We start from the raw sequence: 15,842 nt of genomic DNA on the forward strand, positions 1-15,842 counted from the left end.
AGGGGCCCGTCAGCCGCCCCGATTCGACGCGACGGCGATGACCGTCCGTATCTCCCGTCGCCTCCCACGCGTGCTCGTACGCGGGCCGTTTGTCCGCCTCTGCGCGACAACCCACCGCGAGCCGAGAAACCACGAGGAGTTCCACCAATGCTCACCATGACCGACAACGCCGTGCTCGTCATCCGTGACCTCGCCAACCAGCAGGACGTGGCCCAGGACGGTGGCGTGCGGATCGCCGCCGACACCGACGCCGGATCGCTCACCGTGGAGCTGGTGCCCGAGCCGGAGCAGGGTGACCAGGTCGTCGACAACCAGGGCGCGCGGATCTTCCTCGACCCGGACGCCGCCGAACTGCTCGGCGACGCCTCGGTGGACGCCACCGTCGACGACGAGGGCATCATCCAGTTCGGCTTCACCGACAAGCAGTAGGGGCTCTCACCGGGGCGATCGCCCCCGCTGCGGTGGCCCCGGCCGGGAGTCCCACCCCGACTGGCCGGGGTTGTCGGGTCGCAGCAGTGCGGCGAGCACGTGCGCCACATGGTGCGACGTGCTCCACGCCGTCCAGTTGGCGGCGGACCCGGCTCCGGCCCCTCCGCGTGCGCGGCGCAGCAGCTCGTGGTCGCCCCAGGAGAACGCCGCGCCGACGCTCGACCAGTGCGGTGCCGTAACCAGCGTCCGGCAGAGGTCGGCGAAGCGGTCGTCGCCCCGGCCGCCCCGGCGTGACCAGCGGTAGACCCACCAGCCGTCGTCGGCGGTGTACCGCACGGTCGGTAGCCGGTCGCCGGGGTCTCCCGAGTCGGGCAGCGCCGAACCGACGCCGTAGTCGCCGTAGTCGACTCCGAGGTCGACCAGTCGCTGCCAGAGCTGCCAGTCCCAGCGTTCCAGCCGGACCGGCTCGTCGGCGGGCAGCCGGGACAGCGTCGGCGGCATGCCGCCCGCCGCCACCGTCGCCGAGCGCCAGGCGTGGCGGCGGGCCCAGTCCAGCAGCCGCCGTATCCGGGGCTCCGCCATTCGTACGTCCGCCGGGCAGCAGACGTCACCCGCGTCCACCAGCAGGTCGCACTCCTCCGGTGCGAGGCCGGTGTACCGCCAGATCCGCTCGACGGCCGTCGTGTCCGCGTCCGGGCCCGCCCGGTCGTGCGCGGCCCGCACGCGGACCAGCGCCCGTCGGGTGTACGCCCGGGCCACCGCGCCGTGCGCGACGAGCCGCCGCTCACTCTCCGCGAGGCCGATGACGGGCATCAGCGGTACGCCCCACCGGACCAGCTCGGTGTCGACCGAGTCGGGCTGGGCGGTCACGTCGACGGCCGGTAGCAGGCCGACCGGCAGTCGGCGCAGACCGTCCCTCGTGGACCGGTCGACGGCGTTGACCTCCAGGATCGGCGCGACGAGCCCGGCGGCCGCGGGATCGAGGTGGGTCAGGGCTTCCAGCTCGCCGCGTCGGCGGCTGGCGAGGATGGGGCGGTAGACCGGCTCCACTGCCCGGCCCCCATGGGCGGGCACCATAATTCAATCTAGTCAGGCATTCGCATGCCTCCACACTTTCTGGTACCGAAATTCCGCTGTCCGGCTGTCGGTTCGGCGACTACGCTCGCCCGATGTCCGCGTCGCCGTACCGTTACCGCTCCACCGACGAGGACAGCGCCCGCTGGGTCGGCTTCCCGTTTCGCGATGGCGACATCGTGATCAGCACCCGATCCAAGAGCGGCACGACCTGGATGCAGATGATCTGCGCGCTGCTGGTGCTGGGCACTCCGGAGCTGCCGGCGCCGCTGTCCGAGTTGTCGCCCTGGCTGGACTGGTTGGGCGAGCCGCGGGACGTGGTGTACGAGCGGTTGGCCGCGCAGCCGCACCGCCGGTTCATCAAGACGCACACCCCGCTGGACGGGGTACCGCTCGATCCCCGGGCGCACTATGTGGTGGTGGCGCGGCATCCACTGGACATGGCCGTCTCCCTCTACCACCAGGCGGGAAACCTGGACCGGACCCGAGTCGCGGAGCTGACCGGCCAACCCGCGCCGGCGGGACCGCCGCGTGTCCGTCCATCGCTCGGGCAGTGGCTGGCCAGCTGGGTCGACCACGAGGTCGACCCGCGCGTCGAGCTGGACTCACTCCCCGGGGTGTTCCGGCACCTGCGGGACGCCTGGGCCCGCCGGCACGAGCCGAACATCGCGCTGGTGCACTACGACGACCTCCGCGCCGACCTGGGCGCACAGATGCGACTGCTGGCCGACCGCTGGGGTGTCGAGGTGCCCGCCGGGCGGTGGTCCGCGTTGGTCGAGGCGGCCACGTTCGACCGGATGCGCGAGCGCGCTGACCAACTCGCCCCGGACACGCTCGGCGTGTTGCGGGACCGCCAGGCGTTCTTCCGTCGCGGCGGCTCGGGGCAGGGGCGTGACCTGCTGGACGCGGCCGCGCTGGCCCGCTACGAGCGGCGGGCGCGGGCGCTGACCCCGCCCGACCTGCTCGCCTGGCTGCACCGCGACACCTGAGACGTACACCGCGACACCTGAGACGTACACCGCGAGACCTGAGGCGTACACCGCGACGCCGGACGCGGAAACGAGCGCGCGGCGCCGCTGCGATCTTGGTCGCAACGTCGCCGCGCTCTGGCCGTCTCCCACCACCGCAGCCGTTCGGCGGTACGCCAGCGGGGACCTGGCTCGACCGGCCGTTCGCGCCGGTCAGCGTTGTCGATCCCCGTTCGGCGCGGATCCAAACCTGCCGACCGTGGGGAATTCCACCATCTGCCAGTCCCGGCGTGACGCGTGACCGAACGGGGTATGAGCGGGCCATGGAGCATTTCACGATCGCGACCGTCGCCGAGAAGAGCCCGGACTTCCGGCGGGTGCTGTGGACCGGCGAGCACACCCAGCTGGTGATCATGACGATTCCGCCGGGCGGGGAGATCGGCGAGGAGGTGCACGAGGGCATCGACCAGATCCTGACCTTCGTCAGCGGGACGGGCGAGGCCCGGGTCGCCGGCGAGAAGCGGGAGGTCGTCGCGGGTGACCTGGTTGTCGTCCCGTCCGGCACGAAGCACAACTTCGTCAACACCGGTCCGAATCCGCTGGTGCTCTACACCGTCTACGGTCCTCCGGAGCACGCCGACCAGGCGGTGCACCACACCAAGGAGGAGGCCGACAGGGCCGAGGAGGCCGGCGAGGACGAACCGCCGACCGCGTGACGGCGTCGGCCTGAATCGGGCCGATCCGGGTACGCGCGGCTGGTGACGCAGCCGCCGATCTCCGACTACGGGTTCCTCTCGGACTCCCGTTCCGGCGCGCTGGTCGACCTCGACGGCTCGATCGACTGGTGGTGCCCGGACCGGTTCGACGGCGCCTCCGTCTTCGGCAGGCTGCTCGACCCGGACGGTGGGCACTTCCGGTTGGCGCCGGTCGGCGTGGGTGGCCCCGGTTACCGGGTCGAGCGCGCCTACCGGCCGGACACGCTCATCCTGCGGACCGTGCACCACACGCCGCACGGCAGCGTGTCGGTGACAGACGCGCTCGCCGCCGAGCCCGGTGCCCGCGCGCACGAGTTGGGCATGAACTCGCCCGCCGTACTCGTCCGCGTGGTCGAGGGTCTCACCGGGCGGGTCCGGATGGCGCTGGACTTCGCCCCCCGCCCGGAGTACGGCCTGCTCACGCCGTACCTGCACGAGCGTCCCGGCGGCGCGGTGGTGGCCGGCGCCGGCCCGGTGGTGCTGGTGCTGCGGGCCGGGGGCATGCCGCTGCGGGCGGGCCGGGACCGGGTGACCCACGAGTTCGAGGTCTCCTCCGGCCAGGTGGTGGGGATCGACGTGGCGTTCGGGCAGACGTACGGCAAACCACCCGTCCAGATGGACCCGCTGGCCGCCCTCGCCGATACGACGCGGGCCTGGGAGGCGTTCCGGGACACGCACACGTACTCGGGCCGGTACCCGGAGCTGGTGCGGCACAGCGCGACCGTGCTTACCGGCCTCACGTACGCCCGCAGTGGCGCGGTGGCGGCGGCATTGACCAGCTCGTTGCCGGAGCAGATCGGCGGTGACCGCAACTACGACTACCGGTACTCCTGGTTGCGGGACTTCTCGCTGACGATGCGGGCGCTCTGGGTGGCCGCCTGTCCGGACGAGACGTCGCGGCTGTTCGCCTGGGTGGCCCGGTCGATCGGTCAGTTCGGCGACGAGCCAGTGCCGGTGCTCTTCGGGTTGGAGGGTGAACGCGACCTCTCCGAGCACCACTGCAACCACCTGCGCGGATACCACGACAGTCGTCCGGTGCGCGTCGGCAACGACGCCTGGAAGCAACGGCAGCTCGACGTGCCGGGTGAGGTGCTGTCGGCGGTGTGGCGGCTGCGCGACTACCTCGGCGCGACGTTCGAGTCGGAGCTGCGGGAGATGGTGCTCGGGCTGACCGAGCAGGTGGCGGCGACCTGGCACCTGCCGGACCGGGGCATCTGGGAGACCCGGGACGAGGAACGGCATTACCTCTCCTCGAAGGTCTCCTGCTGGTTGGCCATGGATCGGGCGGTGGGGCTCGCCGACCGGCTGGGTGAGCGGGCCGACCCGCGTCGCTGGGCCGGCGTCCGTGACGAGATCCGCGAGACGGTGCTACGCGAAGGCTGGAACGACCGGATCGGCGCGTTCACCGGCTCGTTCGGCTCGGCCGAGCTGGACGCCTCGGTGCTCGCCCTGCCGGTGGCGCACTTCCTGCCGGCCACCGACCCCCGGATGCGCTCGACCATCGCGATGGTGGAGCGTGAGCTGGGCACGGAGGACGGGCTGGTCCGGCGCTGGACGACCGACCCGGCCGGCTTCCTGCTGTGCTCGTTCTGGCTGGTGGAGTGCCTGGTGATGGCGGGTGAGGCGCGGCGGGCCGAGGAGCTGTTCGAGCGCGTGGTGGGTCGCGCCAACGACGTGGGCCTGTTCAGCGAGCAGATCGACCTGACCACCGGGGCGCAGCTCGGCAACATGCCGCAGGCGTTGTCCCACATCGGGCTGATCAACGCGGCCTGGCGGCTGACCGAGCCGAACAGCTTCTGATCGGGCCGCAGGCTCAGGCCAGCACGGGTACGCCGGAGACGTCGACCGTCTCGGGATACTTCAGGCCCGCGCCGGTGTTGAGCACCACCACCCGTTCCCCGGCCCGGATCCAGCCACCGGCGCGTAGCTGGCGTGCCGCCGTCAGGCAGGCCGCGCCCTCCGGGCAGAGCAGCAGCCCTTCCCGGGCCGCGAAGTCCCGCAGGTCGGCCAGGATCTCGGCGTCGTCGACGGCGACGGCGGTGCCGGCGGACGCCCGCAACGCCGCCAGGATCAGCTCGTCACCCAGCGGCGACGGCACGGTGATGCCGAACGCCACCGTGTGCGCGTCCTCCCACGGGCGGGCCCGGGACTCACCGGCGGCGAAGGCCCGCACGATCGGCGCGCAGCCGGTCGACTGCACCGCCACCAGTCGGGGCAGCTTGTCGCCGACCCAGCCCAGCTCGCGCATCTCGTGCAGCGCCTTGTGGATGCCGATGAGGCCGACCCCGCCACCCGTCGGATAGATGATCACGTCGGGCGCCTGCCAGCCGAGCTGCTCGACGATCTCGTACCCCATCGTCTTCTTGCCTTCGAGCCGGTAGGGCTCGCGCAGCGTGCCGGCGTCGAAGATCGCGCCGTCCGACTCGGCGACCAGCTCGGCCACCCGCCGGCCCGCGTCGCTGATCAGCCCGTCCACCAGGCGCAGATCGGCGCCGGCGGCCACGCACTCGCGCCGGCAGATGGTCGGCGCCGCCAACGGCATGACGATCGTGGCGCCCATTCCGGCGCGCGCCGCGTAGGTTGCCCAGGCCGACCCGGCGTTGCCGTTGGTGGGCATCGCGATCCGCTTGACGCCCAGCTCGCGGGCCCGGCTCACGCCGACCGCCGCGCCCCGCGCTTTGAACGAGCCGGTCGGGATCAGCCCCTCGTCCTTGACCATCAGGTCCGCGATGCCGATCTCGGCGCCGTACGAGGGGGCGCGCAGCAGCGGCGTCCAGCCCTCGCCGAGCGTGGTGACGTGCCGGGGGTCGGCGACCGGCAGCAGCTCCCGGTACCGCCACAGGTCGGCTGGGCGCAGGCCGAAGCGCTCCGGGGTGACCGCCTTCGCGACTGCCGGCAGGTCGTACCGGGCCAGCAGCGGCGAACCGCAGTCGCAGAGGTTCTGCACCTCGTCGGCGGCGTACTCCAGGCCGCATCGCGGGCAGTCCAGGTGGGTCAGGTACACGTCGCTCCTCGCCGTCAGGCCGCGTCGACACTCAGCCAGTGCCGACTGCGTACGCCCGGCTCGTAGACCGAGTCGAGCCGCTTGGCGACCACACCGGGCAGCCCCTGCTCCCGCCCGGTGCGCAGGGCCTCGTCGCCGGCACCGGAGAACCACGGCGGAGTCTGCCAGTGCGTACCGGCCAACGCCAGCCCATCGAGCAGTTCGCGGCGTTGCGCGTACGGGACGTCGACGCTGCTCACGCCCTCCAACCACAGCAGGTCGACAAGGAGGAACTGCGATCCGGTCGGCACCCGGCCCCCGCTGGTCGGGCGTGCCGCACGCACCCGGCCCGATCCGTCGATGCGCACCAGCACGCCGTCGAGCACCGCCTCGGTCGGCGCCAGGGCCTCGGCCATCGCGCGCAGCCACGGGTACCCGCCGGTGATCTCCTCGTCGGTCTCGGAGAGCAGCCGTAACCGCCCGCCGGAGACGTACGCCACCGCGCGGACGCCGTCCCAACGCAGCTCGTACCCCCATTTGCCGGCGTCGCGCGGCAGCCCGGCGGCGGGCGTGGCGCGCATCGGGCGGACCAGGTCGGGCATCGGCGTCCAGCCCGGCGGCGCGGGATCCGTGCGGCGGATCATCCAGTCCCGGCCGCCGGTGGCGAACAGGGCGTACCGGCCCTCGGTGCGCGCGCCGGAGAGCGTCACGATGACCTCGTCGTCGCGCCACTTCTCGCAGCGGTACGTGCCCCGGTCGTGGATGATCATCCGGCCGCCCCCGTACTCGCCGGCTGGGATCTCGCCGGCGGAGTCGAGGTACTCCATCGGGTGGTCCTCGGTATGGACGGCGAGGTGGTTGCGGCCCGGGTCGCGGGGCAGGCCGCGCGGCACCGCCCAGGACGCGAGCACGCCCTCGTGCTCCAACCGCAGGTCCCAGTGCAGGCTGCGGGCGTGGTGCTGCTGGATGACGAAGCGGGCGCGGTCGCCGTCGTCGCCGGCCGGCCGGGGCTTCGCCCGCGGCACGGGCTCCGGCGTGCGGGCCGCGTCGCGCCGACGTCGGTACTCGTCCAGCCGGTCCGTCACACCCGCATTCTCCGGCAAAACGTGCGCTCCTGCGGGCCGCCGGAGTGTCCGATTCGCTCGGCGGCCGAGCATGAGTCGGGGTAAAACGGACCTCATGGACCTCCGCGACCAGCCCACCGCCCTACTTCCGGGTGACGTGCGAATGCCCCTGCTCGGCTTCGGCACCTGGCAGGCCACCGGCCAGGCGGGCTACGACGCCGTGCTGGCCGCGCTCGACACCGGCTATCGGCACCTCGACACCGCCACCGTGTACGGCAACGAGCGGGAGGTGGGTCGGGCGGTCCGGGAGAGCGGGCTGCGTCGGGAGGACATCTTCCTCACCACGAAGCTGCCACCGGACCGGATCGGCCGGGAGCGTCAGACCCTGGAGGCCAGTCTCGAGGCGCTCGGCGTCGACCAGGTGGACCTCTGGTTGATCCACTGGCCGCCGTCGTCGGCGGCGGACAGCATCCCGCTGTGGCGTGAGTTGCTGGCCGCACGGGACGAGAACCTGACCCGGGCCGTCGGGGTCAGCAACTACAGCACGAGCGAGATCGATGAGCTGATCCAGTCGACCGAGGAGAACCCGGCGGTCAACCAGATCCGGTGGAGTCCCGCGCTGTACGACCGGCAGCGGCACGCCGAGCACCGGGACCGGGGCGTCGTGCTGGAGGGGTACAGCCCGTTCAAGACCAGCGATCTCAGCGATCCGGTGCTGACCAGGATCGCCGCGACGCACGGCGTCTCCCCGGCGCAGGTGGTGCTGCGCTGGCACATCGACCACGAGATCGTGGTGATCCCCAAGTCGGTGACGCCGGAGCGGATCACCGCCAACTTCGACGTCTTCCACTTCTCGCTGACGGCCGAGGAGATGCGCGACATCGACGCGCTCGGCGACTGATCACATGTTAAGACGGACGTCCGGCATGTGGGCGCCCGGGAAGCGGGGCGGGGCGGCGGTGTCCACCTGCGGGCGATCGACGGAGTAGTTGGCTGAGGCAACTACCATCGTCGATGGCTGCAAACTGTTGTCTCCTCGGCGGTGTGGTTGCCACCCGAGCATGTCTCGACTCAATTGGCGGATGCGTCCGACCATCGGGCCGCCGCTTCATTCGCGCCGGGACCGGACGTCGATTCACGAGCGGTGGTGCGCCGTCCTGGGCAGTTGCTGTGAGCTGCCTGGACATCGATGGGGTGCAGGTCTGGAGGCGGCGATTCGGGCACCTCCCGCGAGGCCCTTCGGTCGGCCGAACGCAGGCATTCCGGCGGTTTGCCGTGGGCGAATTGCTCATCGCCCGCTCCGCTATTCCGGTCCACTGCAGACGCTTCGCGGCGGAGCCTGCAATTGGCGGTCGGATCGACCTGTCCGCTCTGGTTGGGTGGCAATGGCCGACGTCCGGCGTTGGCGCGAGTCAGTCGTTCGGCGGATGCCTGTCCGGCTGTTCGTCGAGCCCACCGCGCCTGTTCTGAGCAGCTAACACTCCGTGGAGTGACCACTGGGGGCGGAAGGTCCGTATTGCCGCGTCTGTGCTTACCAGTTGTAACGCTCCTTGTGCGTAGAGCGTGCGGCTCCCTACAGTCCCGACCGACAAACGGGCAACCCACGGGGGGTTTTCGTGGCACGTCGAAAGACGGCCACCGTACGTTCATGCCTTGCGGCGGGAGTCGCCGTGCTGACGGCGGTCGCGTTGGCAGGCATCTCGGGCGAACCGGCGGAGTACCTCGCCGCCGGACCCGATGGCGTGACGGGTGGCGTGGAAAACAGGTCAGACCAGGCAGTGTCCCTACGGGCCGCCCGGGAAACCGGCAAACCGGTGCGGGTCGACAGCCTCACCAGCGAGACCGCCGAGGTCTTCGCCCTGCCCGACGGGCAGTTCCGGGCCGAGCTCGCCGCCGGCATGCAACGGTTCCGCCGCGGCGGCGACTGGGTGCCGGTCGATCTCACCCTCAAGGCCGGGACGGACGGCTCGGTCACCCCGGTCGCCCACCCCGGCGACCTGCGCATCTCGGGTAGCCGTGCGGCGGGCACCCACGAGCTGGCCGCGCTCGGCTCCGCCGACCAGCGGGTCGCCATGGGCTGGACGGGGGCACTGCCCACGCCGGTCCTGCAGGGCAACCGCGCGACGTACGTCGATGCCCGTCCCGGTGTCGACCTCGTCGTCGAGGCGACCCGGACCGGATTCGAACAGTTCCTCGTGGTCAAGAACCGGGCCGCCGCAGCCCAGGTCGAGAGCGTGGCCTTCCCGCTCAGCGGTCGCGGCGTGGCCGAAGGGAGCCGGGGCGCGGACGGTGCCATCGCGATCAAGGACCGGGCCGGCAAGCAGACCGCCCGCATCCCGGCGCCCCTGATGTGGGATGCCAGGAAGCACAAGATCACCGGTGCCCCCGCCGTGCAGAAGCCGATCCGCACCGAGCTGGCGAAGCGCGGCGACACGGTCGAGCTGACCCTCACGCCGGACCGCGCGTGGCTGCGGAATCCGGCGACGGCCTACCCGGTGACCATCGACCCGACGGTCAACCCGCTCGGCACCACCTTCGACACGTACGTCACGGCGGGGTCGAGCCTGGACCAGAGCACGCAGAACAACCTCCAGCTCGGCCTGCTCGACCCGAGCAACCCGCACCTGACCCGGTCGTTCCTCACCTGGGACAGCACGGTCCTCGCCGGAAAGCAGATCAACTCGGCCACCGTGTCGTTGTGGAACTACTGGTCGTACCTCTGCACCCCGGTCTCGTGGGAGATCTGGACCACCGCGCCGGCCACGTCCACCACCACCTTCGCCAACCAGCCCGCGTGGGACGCGGTCGGGCCCGATGCCCGGTCCACCGCCACCGCCGGCGGCGGCGCGAGCTGCACCAGCGCCGACGCCTGGGTGAACATCGACGGCAAGACCTTCTTCCAGCGGGCCGCCAACGCTAACAAGACCCGGGCCGGGATGGGCCTCCGGGCGACCAACGAGGCCGACGTGGGCGGATTCAAGCAGTTCCGCTCCCGCGAGGGCGGCAACGCCGCCGAGGATCCGAAGGCATCGGTCACCTACAACTCGTGGCCGACCGTCGGCACCCAGGCCACCGTTCCGGCCACCAGCTGCGTCACCGGCACGGGCCGACCCCAGGTCAACACCCTGACCCCGCAGCTCAAGGCGACCGTCTCGGACGGCGACGGCACCGCGATGACGGTCACCTTCGAGTGGTGGGCGATGAACGCGGAGACCGCGATCGGCTCCGCCAGCTACAGCGCCGTGGCCTCCGGCGCCACCGCCGCGACGACCGTGCCGGCGGGCGCCTTCGTCGACGGCGGCATCTACCGCTGGCGGGTCAAGGCCGCCGACGGCGTCAGCGGCAGCGACCGCTGGTCCGCGTTCTGCGAGATGCAGGTCTACACCACCGTCGCCCCGGTCACCGGCTGCGCCGGCACCGCGGAGAACGACTTCAACGGCGACGGCGTCACCGACCTGGCAGTCGCCGACCCGGAGGTGACCGTCAACGGCCTCTGGGGCGCCGGTCAGGTGCACGTGACCTATGGCGGCAGCACCACCGTGCACACCCTGCAGGAGGGGGTGGCCAAGGTCCCGGGCGCACCCGCGTCGAGTGACCGCTTCGGCTTCTCGATCTCGCCGTACGACGCCAACAACGACGGCTGCACCGACCTCGCGGTCGGCGTCCCGTACCAGAGCGTCAGCGGCCAGGAAGGGGCCGGTGCGGTCTACGTGCTGCTCGGCTCCCCGGCCGGGCTCGCGCAGGGGCCGGCCTCGCTGGTCTACCACCAGGACGTCACCAACGTCCCGGACACCGCCGAGGCCTGGGACGTCTTCGGCTACTCGGTGGCCGGGAGCCGGACCGCGAGCGGCGAGCCCTACCTGGTGATCGGCGTCCCGTGGGAGAGCCTCTCGAGCGGTGCCCTGACCGGCATGGTGCACTACCTGCGCGGCAACGTGAACGTGGCTCTCACCCAGGGCAACGGCATCCCGGGCAGCGCGGAGTTCGACGACCGGACGGGCTTCTCGGTGGCGGCCGCCAAGTACCACTGGGCGGTCGGATCCCCGGGAGAGGCGATCGGCAGCGAGGTCTTCGCCGGCGCGGTCAACGTCTTCAGTAACAAGCTGACCAGCGGGCTGCCCACGATCGCCGCAGGGCTGTACCAGGGCCTGACGGGCGTCTCCAACGTCGCGGAGGCCAACGACAACTTCGGCAAGTCGATCTCCATCGCGCCGTACCGCCCGGTCGGTAGCCCGGCCGGGACGCAGGACTCGCTTGTCGCCGTGGGTGTGCCGGGGGAGGACATCACCCTCTCCGGCGCGACCGCATTGACGACCGACGCGGGCATGGTGCACCGCTTCCACGTGACCGCGGCCAACACCTTCACCGAGTTGCCGTCGATCACGTACGCCTCGGAGGACGGCGACTACCTCGGCGAGAAGGTTGTGGTGGCGAACACCGCCCCGGCCAGCGAGGGCACCAACTCGACGATGTTCATCGCGATCGGCGTCCCCGGCGAGGACGCCGGGACCTCGACGGCCGACTCGGGACGGGTGCGGGTCTTCCCCGCGCTGGCCAACCCGATCGGCACGCCGGTGACGCTGCAGCGCGACGGCGCCAGCCTGCCGGGCAGCTTCCGCGAGCAGGAACTCGTCGGCAACTCGCTCAGCGCCACCTCGAAGCAACTCCTGGTCGGCACGCCGTACGGCGACGACGCGGTCTACGCCTTCAACTGGTCGAGCCTGGCCGGCGGGACGACCACTCCGGCCCAGACCTGGCAGCCCGGGCAGAACGGGCTCCCGACGGCCAAGGGCCTCTTCGGGGCGGCGATCAACTGATGGCACGCGACGAATTGCGCAGTTCAACGAGGGAGGACCTGACGGTGGCCCGTCCTAGCAGAAAGCGGGGTCGGCTCTTCACGCTCGGCCTCATGGTGGGCCTCGCCGGCCTGCTCTCCACCACCGTCTACGCCGACAACGCCGACCCATCGACCGCCACCGCTCCGGTGGCGGCCGTGGAGGAGGACCCGGTCCGGGAGACCGAGGCGGAGGCGCTGCTCGCCGCCAAGTCGCTTGGCCAACCGGTCGAGGTGCTCGCCTTCCGGACCGAGTACCGGGACGTCTTCGCGCAGCCGGACGGCAACCTGATCGCCAACGAGCACAACCATCCGGTCCGGGTGGTCCAGGGTGCCGCCTGGGTTCCCACTGACGCCACCTTGGCGCCGAACGCCGACGGGACGATCACCCCGAAGGCCGCGCTCATCGACATGCGGATCTCCACCGGCGGTACGGATCCGCTGCTGGTGGTCCGCAAGGACGGCCAGGTGATGACCCTCACCTGGCCGTACACCCTGCCCGCGCCGGTGCTCAACGCCGACCAGGCCGTCTACCCGGAGGTCTTCCCGAACGTCGACCTCGTGGTCAACATGACGGTCGAGGGCTTCTCCCATGTCATCGTCCTCAAGACCCCCGAGGCTGCGAACACGCCCGAACTCCAGGGGCTCAAGCTGGGCGTCACGGGCCAGAACCTGACCATCCAGGAGACGCCCGAGGGCGGGATCGTCGCGCTGGACCCGGCCACCGGAAACCCGGTGCTCGAGGCCGACCAGCCGACCATGTGGGACAACGGCGCCCCAGCCGGCGACGACGGTCCCGCTCCGACGAGTGCCCGGAAGGCGCCCGCCGGCACGCTGGCCTCCGACTCGACCACCGCCGCCACGGTCCCCGGTGAGACCGACCTGGAGACCGCGCGCGGCCCGGAGGACAGCTCGACGGTCGCGCCGATGGAGCTGGACTACACCAACGGCGCCCTGACCCTCACCCCGGACGCCGCGATGCTCACCGACCCGGACACGAACTGGCCGGTCTACCTGGACCCGGTCTGGCAGGCGACGACCAACAGCTCCTGGGCCATGGTCGACAGCGGCTATCCCAACGAGGAGTACTGGAAGTTCGACGGCAAGCGGCACGAACGGATCGGGCTCTGCCCTGAGCGGTGCAACAGCTCCAAGGTGAAGCGGGTCATCTACACCCTTTCCACTCCGTACTCCGGCAAGACGATCCTCAGCGCCGAGTTCCGGGTCACCATGCAGCACGCCTGGAATTCGACCCCGCAGAACGCCCAGCTCTACCTGCTGCCGAAGGCTGCCACGTCCGGGACCAACTGGAACAACCAGCCGGGTGGGTCGAGCTGGAGCAGCGGCGCCAACTGGCTGGACACCAGAGCGCCCAGCAGCACACAGGCGAGCTGCACCTCCACCAACCAGAACGCCAGCTGGAACGCCAAGGAGGCCGTGCAGCTGGCGGCCGCAAACGGCTGGAGCAACGTCACCCTCGGCCTCAAGGCCGAGAACGAGGGCAACTACCAGCACAGCAAGCGGTTCTGCGACAACGGCGTGCTCTCGGTGAAGTACAACCGGGCCCCGCTGATCCCCGCCCTGTCGGAACTCAGCTCTGACCCGGGTGGCGCCTGCGTCTACGGCTCCGGCGCCCCGTACGTGTGGAAGATCCCGAAGCTCTACGCCGTGCTGCGCGACCCGGACCACTCCTCGGCTCACACCGAGCAGCTCAAGGCCGAGTGGCGGCTCACCTGGCGGGCTCCGGGAGCGTCGACCGACACCGTGCGGTCGTATCCGACGACGCTGCTCAAGGCGAGCGGGTCGATCTTCTCGCTCAGCGCGCCGACGGACATCCCACAGAACGTCGTCGTCTCCTGGGACGTCCGCGCCTCCGACAACACCGTGTGGGGGCCGTGGAGTTCCGACGGCACCCGCAACACCTGCCAGTTCATCTACGACGCCACCAAGCCCGCCCCGCCGGACGTCGACTCGCCGGACTTCCTGCCCGACGACGCTGGCGACAACGGCTCGCCCGACTGCGCGACCGACGCGGAGTGGCACGAGAAGCTCGGCCTGACCACCAGTTTCACCTTCGACTCCGTTGCCGCCGACGTGATCGAGTACCGGTGGGCCTTCAACACCAACCCGTCCTCGGCCAACAGCATCAAGCCGTCGACCGCTGGTGGGCCGGCCACCATCCAGTGGAAGCCGACCAAGGAAGGGCCCTGGACGATCAACGTCATGGCGGTCGACAGGGCCGGCCTGGGTAGCTCCATCGCCTCCTGCACATTCCGGGTCGGCAAGCGGCCGCCGGTGGCGCAGTGGTCGTACTCCGAGGTCGCCGGATCGACGAAGGCCGAGGATTCGCTCGGGGACCGCGACGCCGTGGCCGGCACCGGGGTCACCTTCGGTGTCCCCGGCCCCGGTGGTCAGTTCGACACGGCCGTGGCCCTGGACGGCACCTCAAGTGGCTATCTGAAGACGACCCTGGATCCCCAGAACCCTGACAAGACAGCCCGGGTTCTGGACACCTCGGGCAGCTTCACGGTCAGTGCATGGGTCCGCACCTCGGACCCCGCGCGGCGGCAGACCGTCGTGAGCCAGGACGGCACCGGCGAATCCGGATTCAGCCTCGGCACCGACGGGGGCAACTGGGTGTTCCGGATGCCGACCAACGACGTGATCTCCCTTGGTGAGTGGCGGGTCTTCTCGACCGGCACCACCCCATCCCCGGTCACCACGGCGTGGACCCACCTCACCGCCTCGTACGACGACTCCACCAAGAAGATCTCCCTCCTGGTGAACGGGACGAACCTCTACACCGCCGACCGGCGGTCGCAGGCGAGGTCGCGGGGTGCCGTCCAGTTCGGCCGGCGCATGGTCAAGAGTGGCTACTCGGACTACTGGGCCGGTGAGCTGGCCGACGTCTCGTTCTTCGACCGGCCGATCCTCTCCACCGAGGCCGTCGCGCTGAAGCAGACGGCCCTCGACCGATCGGCGTATTGGCAGCTCAACACCGCCAGTGGAACGAGCAGCCCGGAGTTCGGCGCCAAGGCGGCCATGGTTCTCGGGCCGGATGCGTCGATCTACAAGGGCGTCATGCCACCCCCCTCCGCCGCGATGCTCGGCGGGGGTCACCTGAAGCTGAACGGCAACGTGAACAGCTACGCGAGCAGCACGTTCAACGCCAACATGGCGAGCAGTTTCACCATCACCGCCCGGGTCAAGCTCACCAGCAGTTGCGCGGGTAAGCAGATGACGTTCTTCTCGCAGAAGGGCCTGCACAACAGCTCGATCATTGTCCGGTGTAACAACGCAGGCCGGTACGAGCTGTCCGTGCCGGGCACCGACACGGCGGGCACGGGGGTCGAGCTGACCCCGCTAGCCGACGTGGCGCCCAAGACCACCTCCAAGGGTGAGGTCGTCGCCTTGGTCTACAACGGCTACACGCACGAGTTCATGCTCTACGCGGCGGCTCAACTGATCGGGTCGGCGCAGCTCACCGAGCCGTTCAACGCCACCGGTGGGCTTCAGCTGGGTCGTGCCTTCATCGACGACCAGTTCGGCGAGCACCTCTCCGGCGCCATCGACGACGTCCGTGTCTACAACGGTGTGGCCGACATGAACCTCCTTCAGCGGTTGAACCTCTCCGCCAAGGAACAGCCCAACCTCTGATCCCCCGGCCGTCGGGTCGCCTCACCGGAGGCGGCCCGACGGCTCCTTCCGCTTCCCCCGACCACCCGTGGAGGGTTG

General features: G+C 70.8%; 10 protein-coding genes. 7 read left to right on the forward strand and 3 right to left on the reverse strand.

What is annotated here, in order from left to right; translation table 11 throughout:
- Positions 1 to 147: 147 nt before the first annotated feature.
- The gene (locus ACLQ25_RS23430) at positions 148 to 429 is read left to right on the forward strand and encodes an adhesin (RefSeq protein ID WP_425732946.1); all 282 of its coding nucleotides are present in this window, start codon (positions 148 to 150) and stop codon (positions 427 to 429) included.
- A gap of 6 nt (positions 430 to 435) precedes the next feature.
- Here the strand turns inward: ACLQ25_RS23430 and ACLQ25_RS23435 are convergent, their stop codons facing one another.
- Positions 436 to 1,506, reverse strand: coding sequence for a beta family protein (locus ACLQ25_RS23435; RefSeq protein WP_425732947.1), 1,071 nt, complete (start codon positions 1,504 to 1,506; stop codon positions 436 to 438).
- Positions 1,507 to 1,598: 92 nt separating this feature from the next.
- On the opposite strand from ACLQ25_RS23435, the gene ACLQ25_RS23440 reads away from it, so the two are divergent.
- From ACLQ25_RS23440 to ACLQ25_RS23450, 3 genes are all read left to right on the forward strand, one after another.
- Positions 1,599 to 2,492: a sulfotransferase domain-containing protein gene (locus ACLQ25_RS23440; protein WP_425732948.1), complete on the forward strand. Its 894-nt coding sequence runs from the start codon at positions 1,599 to 1,601 to the stop codon at positions 2,490 to 2,492.
- Positions 2,493 to 2,794: 302 nt separating this feature from the next.
- Complete coding sequence (locus tag ACLQ25_RS23445; RefSeq protein WP_355051904.1) at positions 2,795 to 3,187, forward strand: cupin domain-containing protein; 393 nt, start codon at positions 2,795 to 2,797, stop codon at positions 3,185 to 3,187.
- Between the two features lie 42 nt (positions 3,188 to 3,229).
- Positions 3,230 to 5,026: a glycoside hydrolase family 15 protein gene (locus tag ACLQ25_RS23450; RefSeq protein WP_425732949.1), complete on the forward strand. Its 1,797-nt coding sequence runs from the start codon at positions 3,230 to 3,232 to the stop codon at positions 5,024 to 5,026.
- Positions 5,027 to 5,039: 13 nt separating this feature from the next.
- On the opposite strand, the gene ACLQ25_RS23455 is transcribed toward ACLQ25_RS23450, so the two are convergent.
- The gene (locus tag ACLQ25_RS23455) at positions 5,040 to 6,230 is read right to left on the reverse strand and encodes a threonine synthase (RefSeq protein ID WP_425732950.1); all 1,191 of its coding nucleotides are present in this window, start codon (positions 6,228 to 6,230) and stop codon (positions 5,040 to 5,042) included.
- Between the two features lie 14 nt (positions 6,231 to 6,244).
- The gene (locus tag ACLQ25_RS23460) at positions 6,245 to 7,294 is read right to left on the reverse strand and encodes a DNA polymerase ligase N-terminal domain-containing protein (RefSeq protein WP_425732951.1); all 1,050 of its coding nucleotides are present in this window, start codon (positions 7,292 to 7,294) and stop codon (positions 6,245 to 6,247) included.
- A 94-nt stretch (positions 7,295 to 7,388) separates the two neighbouring features.
- Here ACLQ25_RS23460 and ACLQ25_RS23465 point away from each other — a divergent pair, with 94 nt between their 5' ends.
- From ACLQ25_RS23465 to ACLQ25_RS23475, 3 genes are all read left to right on the forward strand, one after another.
- A complete protein-coding gene (locus ACLQ25_RS23465; protein ID WP_425732952.1) occupies positions 7,389 to 8,174 on the forward strand; it encodes an aldo/keto reductase in 786 nt (261 codons plus the stop codon).
- Between the two features lie 715 nt (positions 8,175 to 8,889).
- Complete coding sequence (locus ACLQ25_RS23470; protein WP_425732953.1) at positions 8,890 to 12,090, forward strand: DNRLRE domain-containing protein; 3,201 nt, start codon at positions 8,890 to 8,892, stop codon at positions 12,088 to 12,090.
- Positions 12,091 to 12,182: 92 nt separating this feature from the next.
- Complete coding sequence (locus tag ACLQ25_RS23475; protein ID WP_425732963.1) at positions 12,183 to 15,764, forward strand: LamG-like jellyroll fold domain-containing protein; 3,582 nt, start codon at positions 12,183 to 12,185, stop codon at positions 15,762 to 15,764.
- The last annotated feature ends 78 nt before the right edge of the window (positions 15,765 to 15,842 follow it).

It is taken from the genome of Micromonospora sp. DT44 (genome assembly GCF_049841635.1).
Taxonomy (GTDB): Bacteria; Actinomycetota; Actinomycetes; order Mycobacteriales; family Micromonosporaceae; genus Micromonospora.

Bases quoted from the DNA above. Each gene is read 5' to 3' on its own strand.
- ACLQ25_RS23430 (WP_425732946.1), top strand. From the start codon at position 148: ATGCTCACCATGACCGACAACGCCGTGCTCGTCATCCGTGACCTCGCC.
- ACLQ25_RS23435 (WP_425732947.1), bottom strand. From the start codon at position 1,506: ATGGTGCCCGCCCATGGGGGCCGGGCAGTGGAGCCGGTCTACCGCCCC.
- ACLQ25_RS23440 (WP_425732948.1), top strand. From the start codon at position 1,599: ATGTCCGCGTCGCCGTACCGTTACCGCTCCACCGACGAGGACAGCGCC.
- ACLQ25_RS23445 (WP_355051904.1), top strand. From the start codon at position 2,795: ATGGAGCATTTCACGATCGCGACCGTCGCCGAGAAGAGCCCGGACTTC.
- ACLQ25_RS23465 (WP_425732952.1), top strand. From the start codon at position 7,389: ATGGACCTCCGCGACCAGCCCACCGCCCTACTTCCGGGTGACGTGCGA.
- ACLQ25_RS23475 (WP_425732963.1), top strand. From the start codon at position 12,183: ATGGTGGGCCTCGCCGGCCTGCTCTCCACCACCGTCTACGCCGACAAC.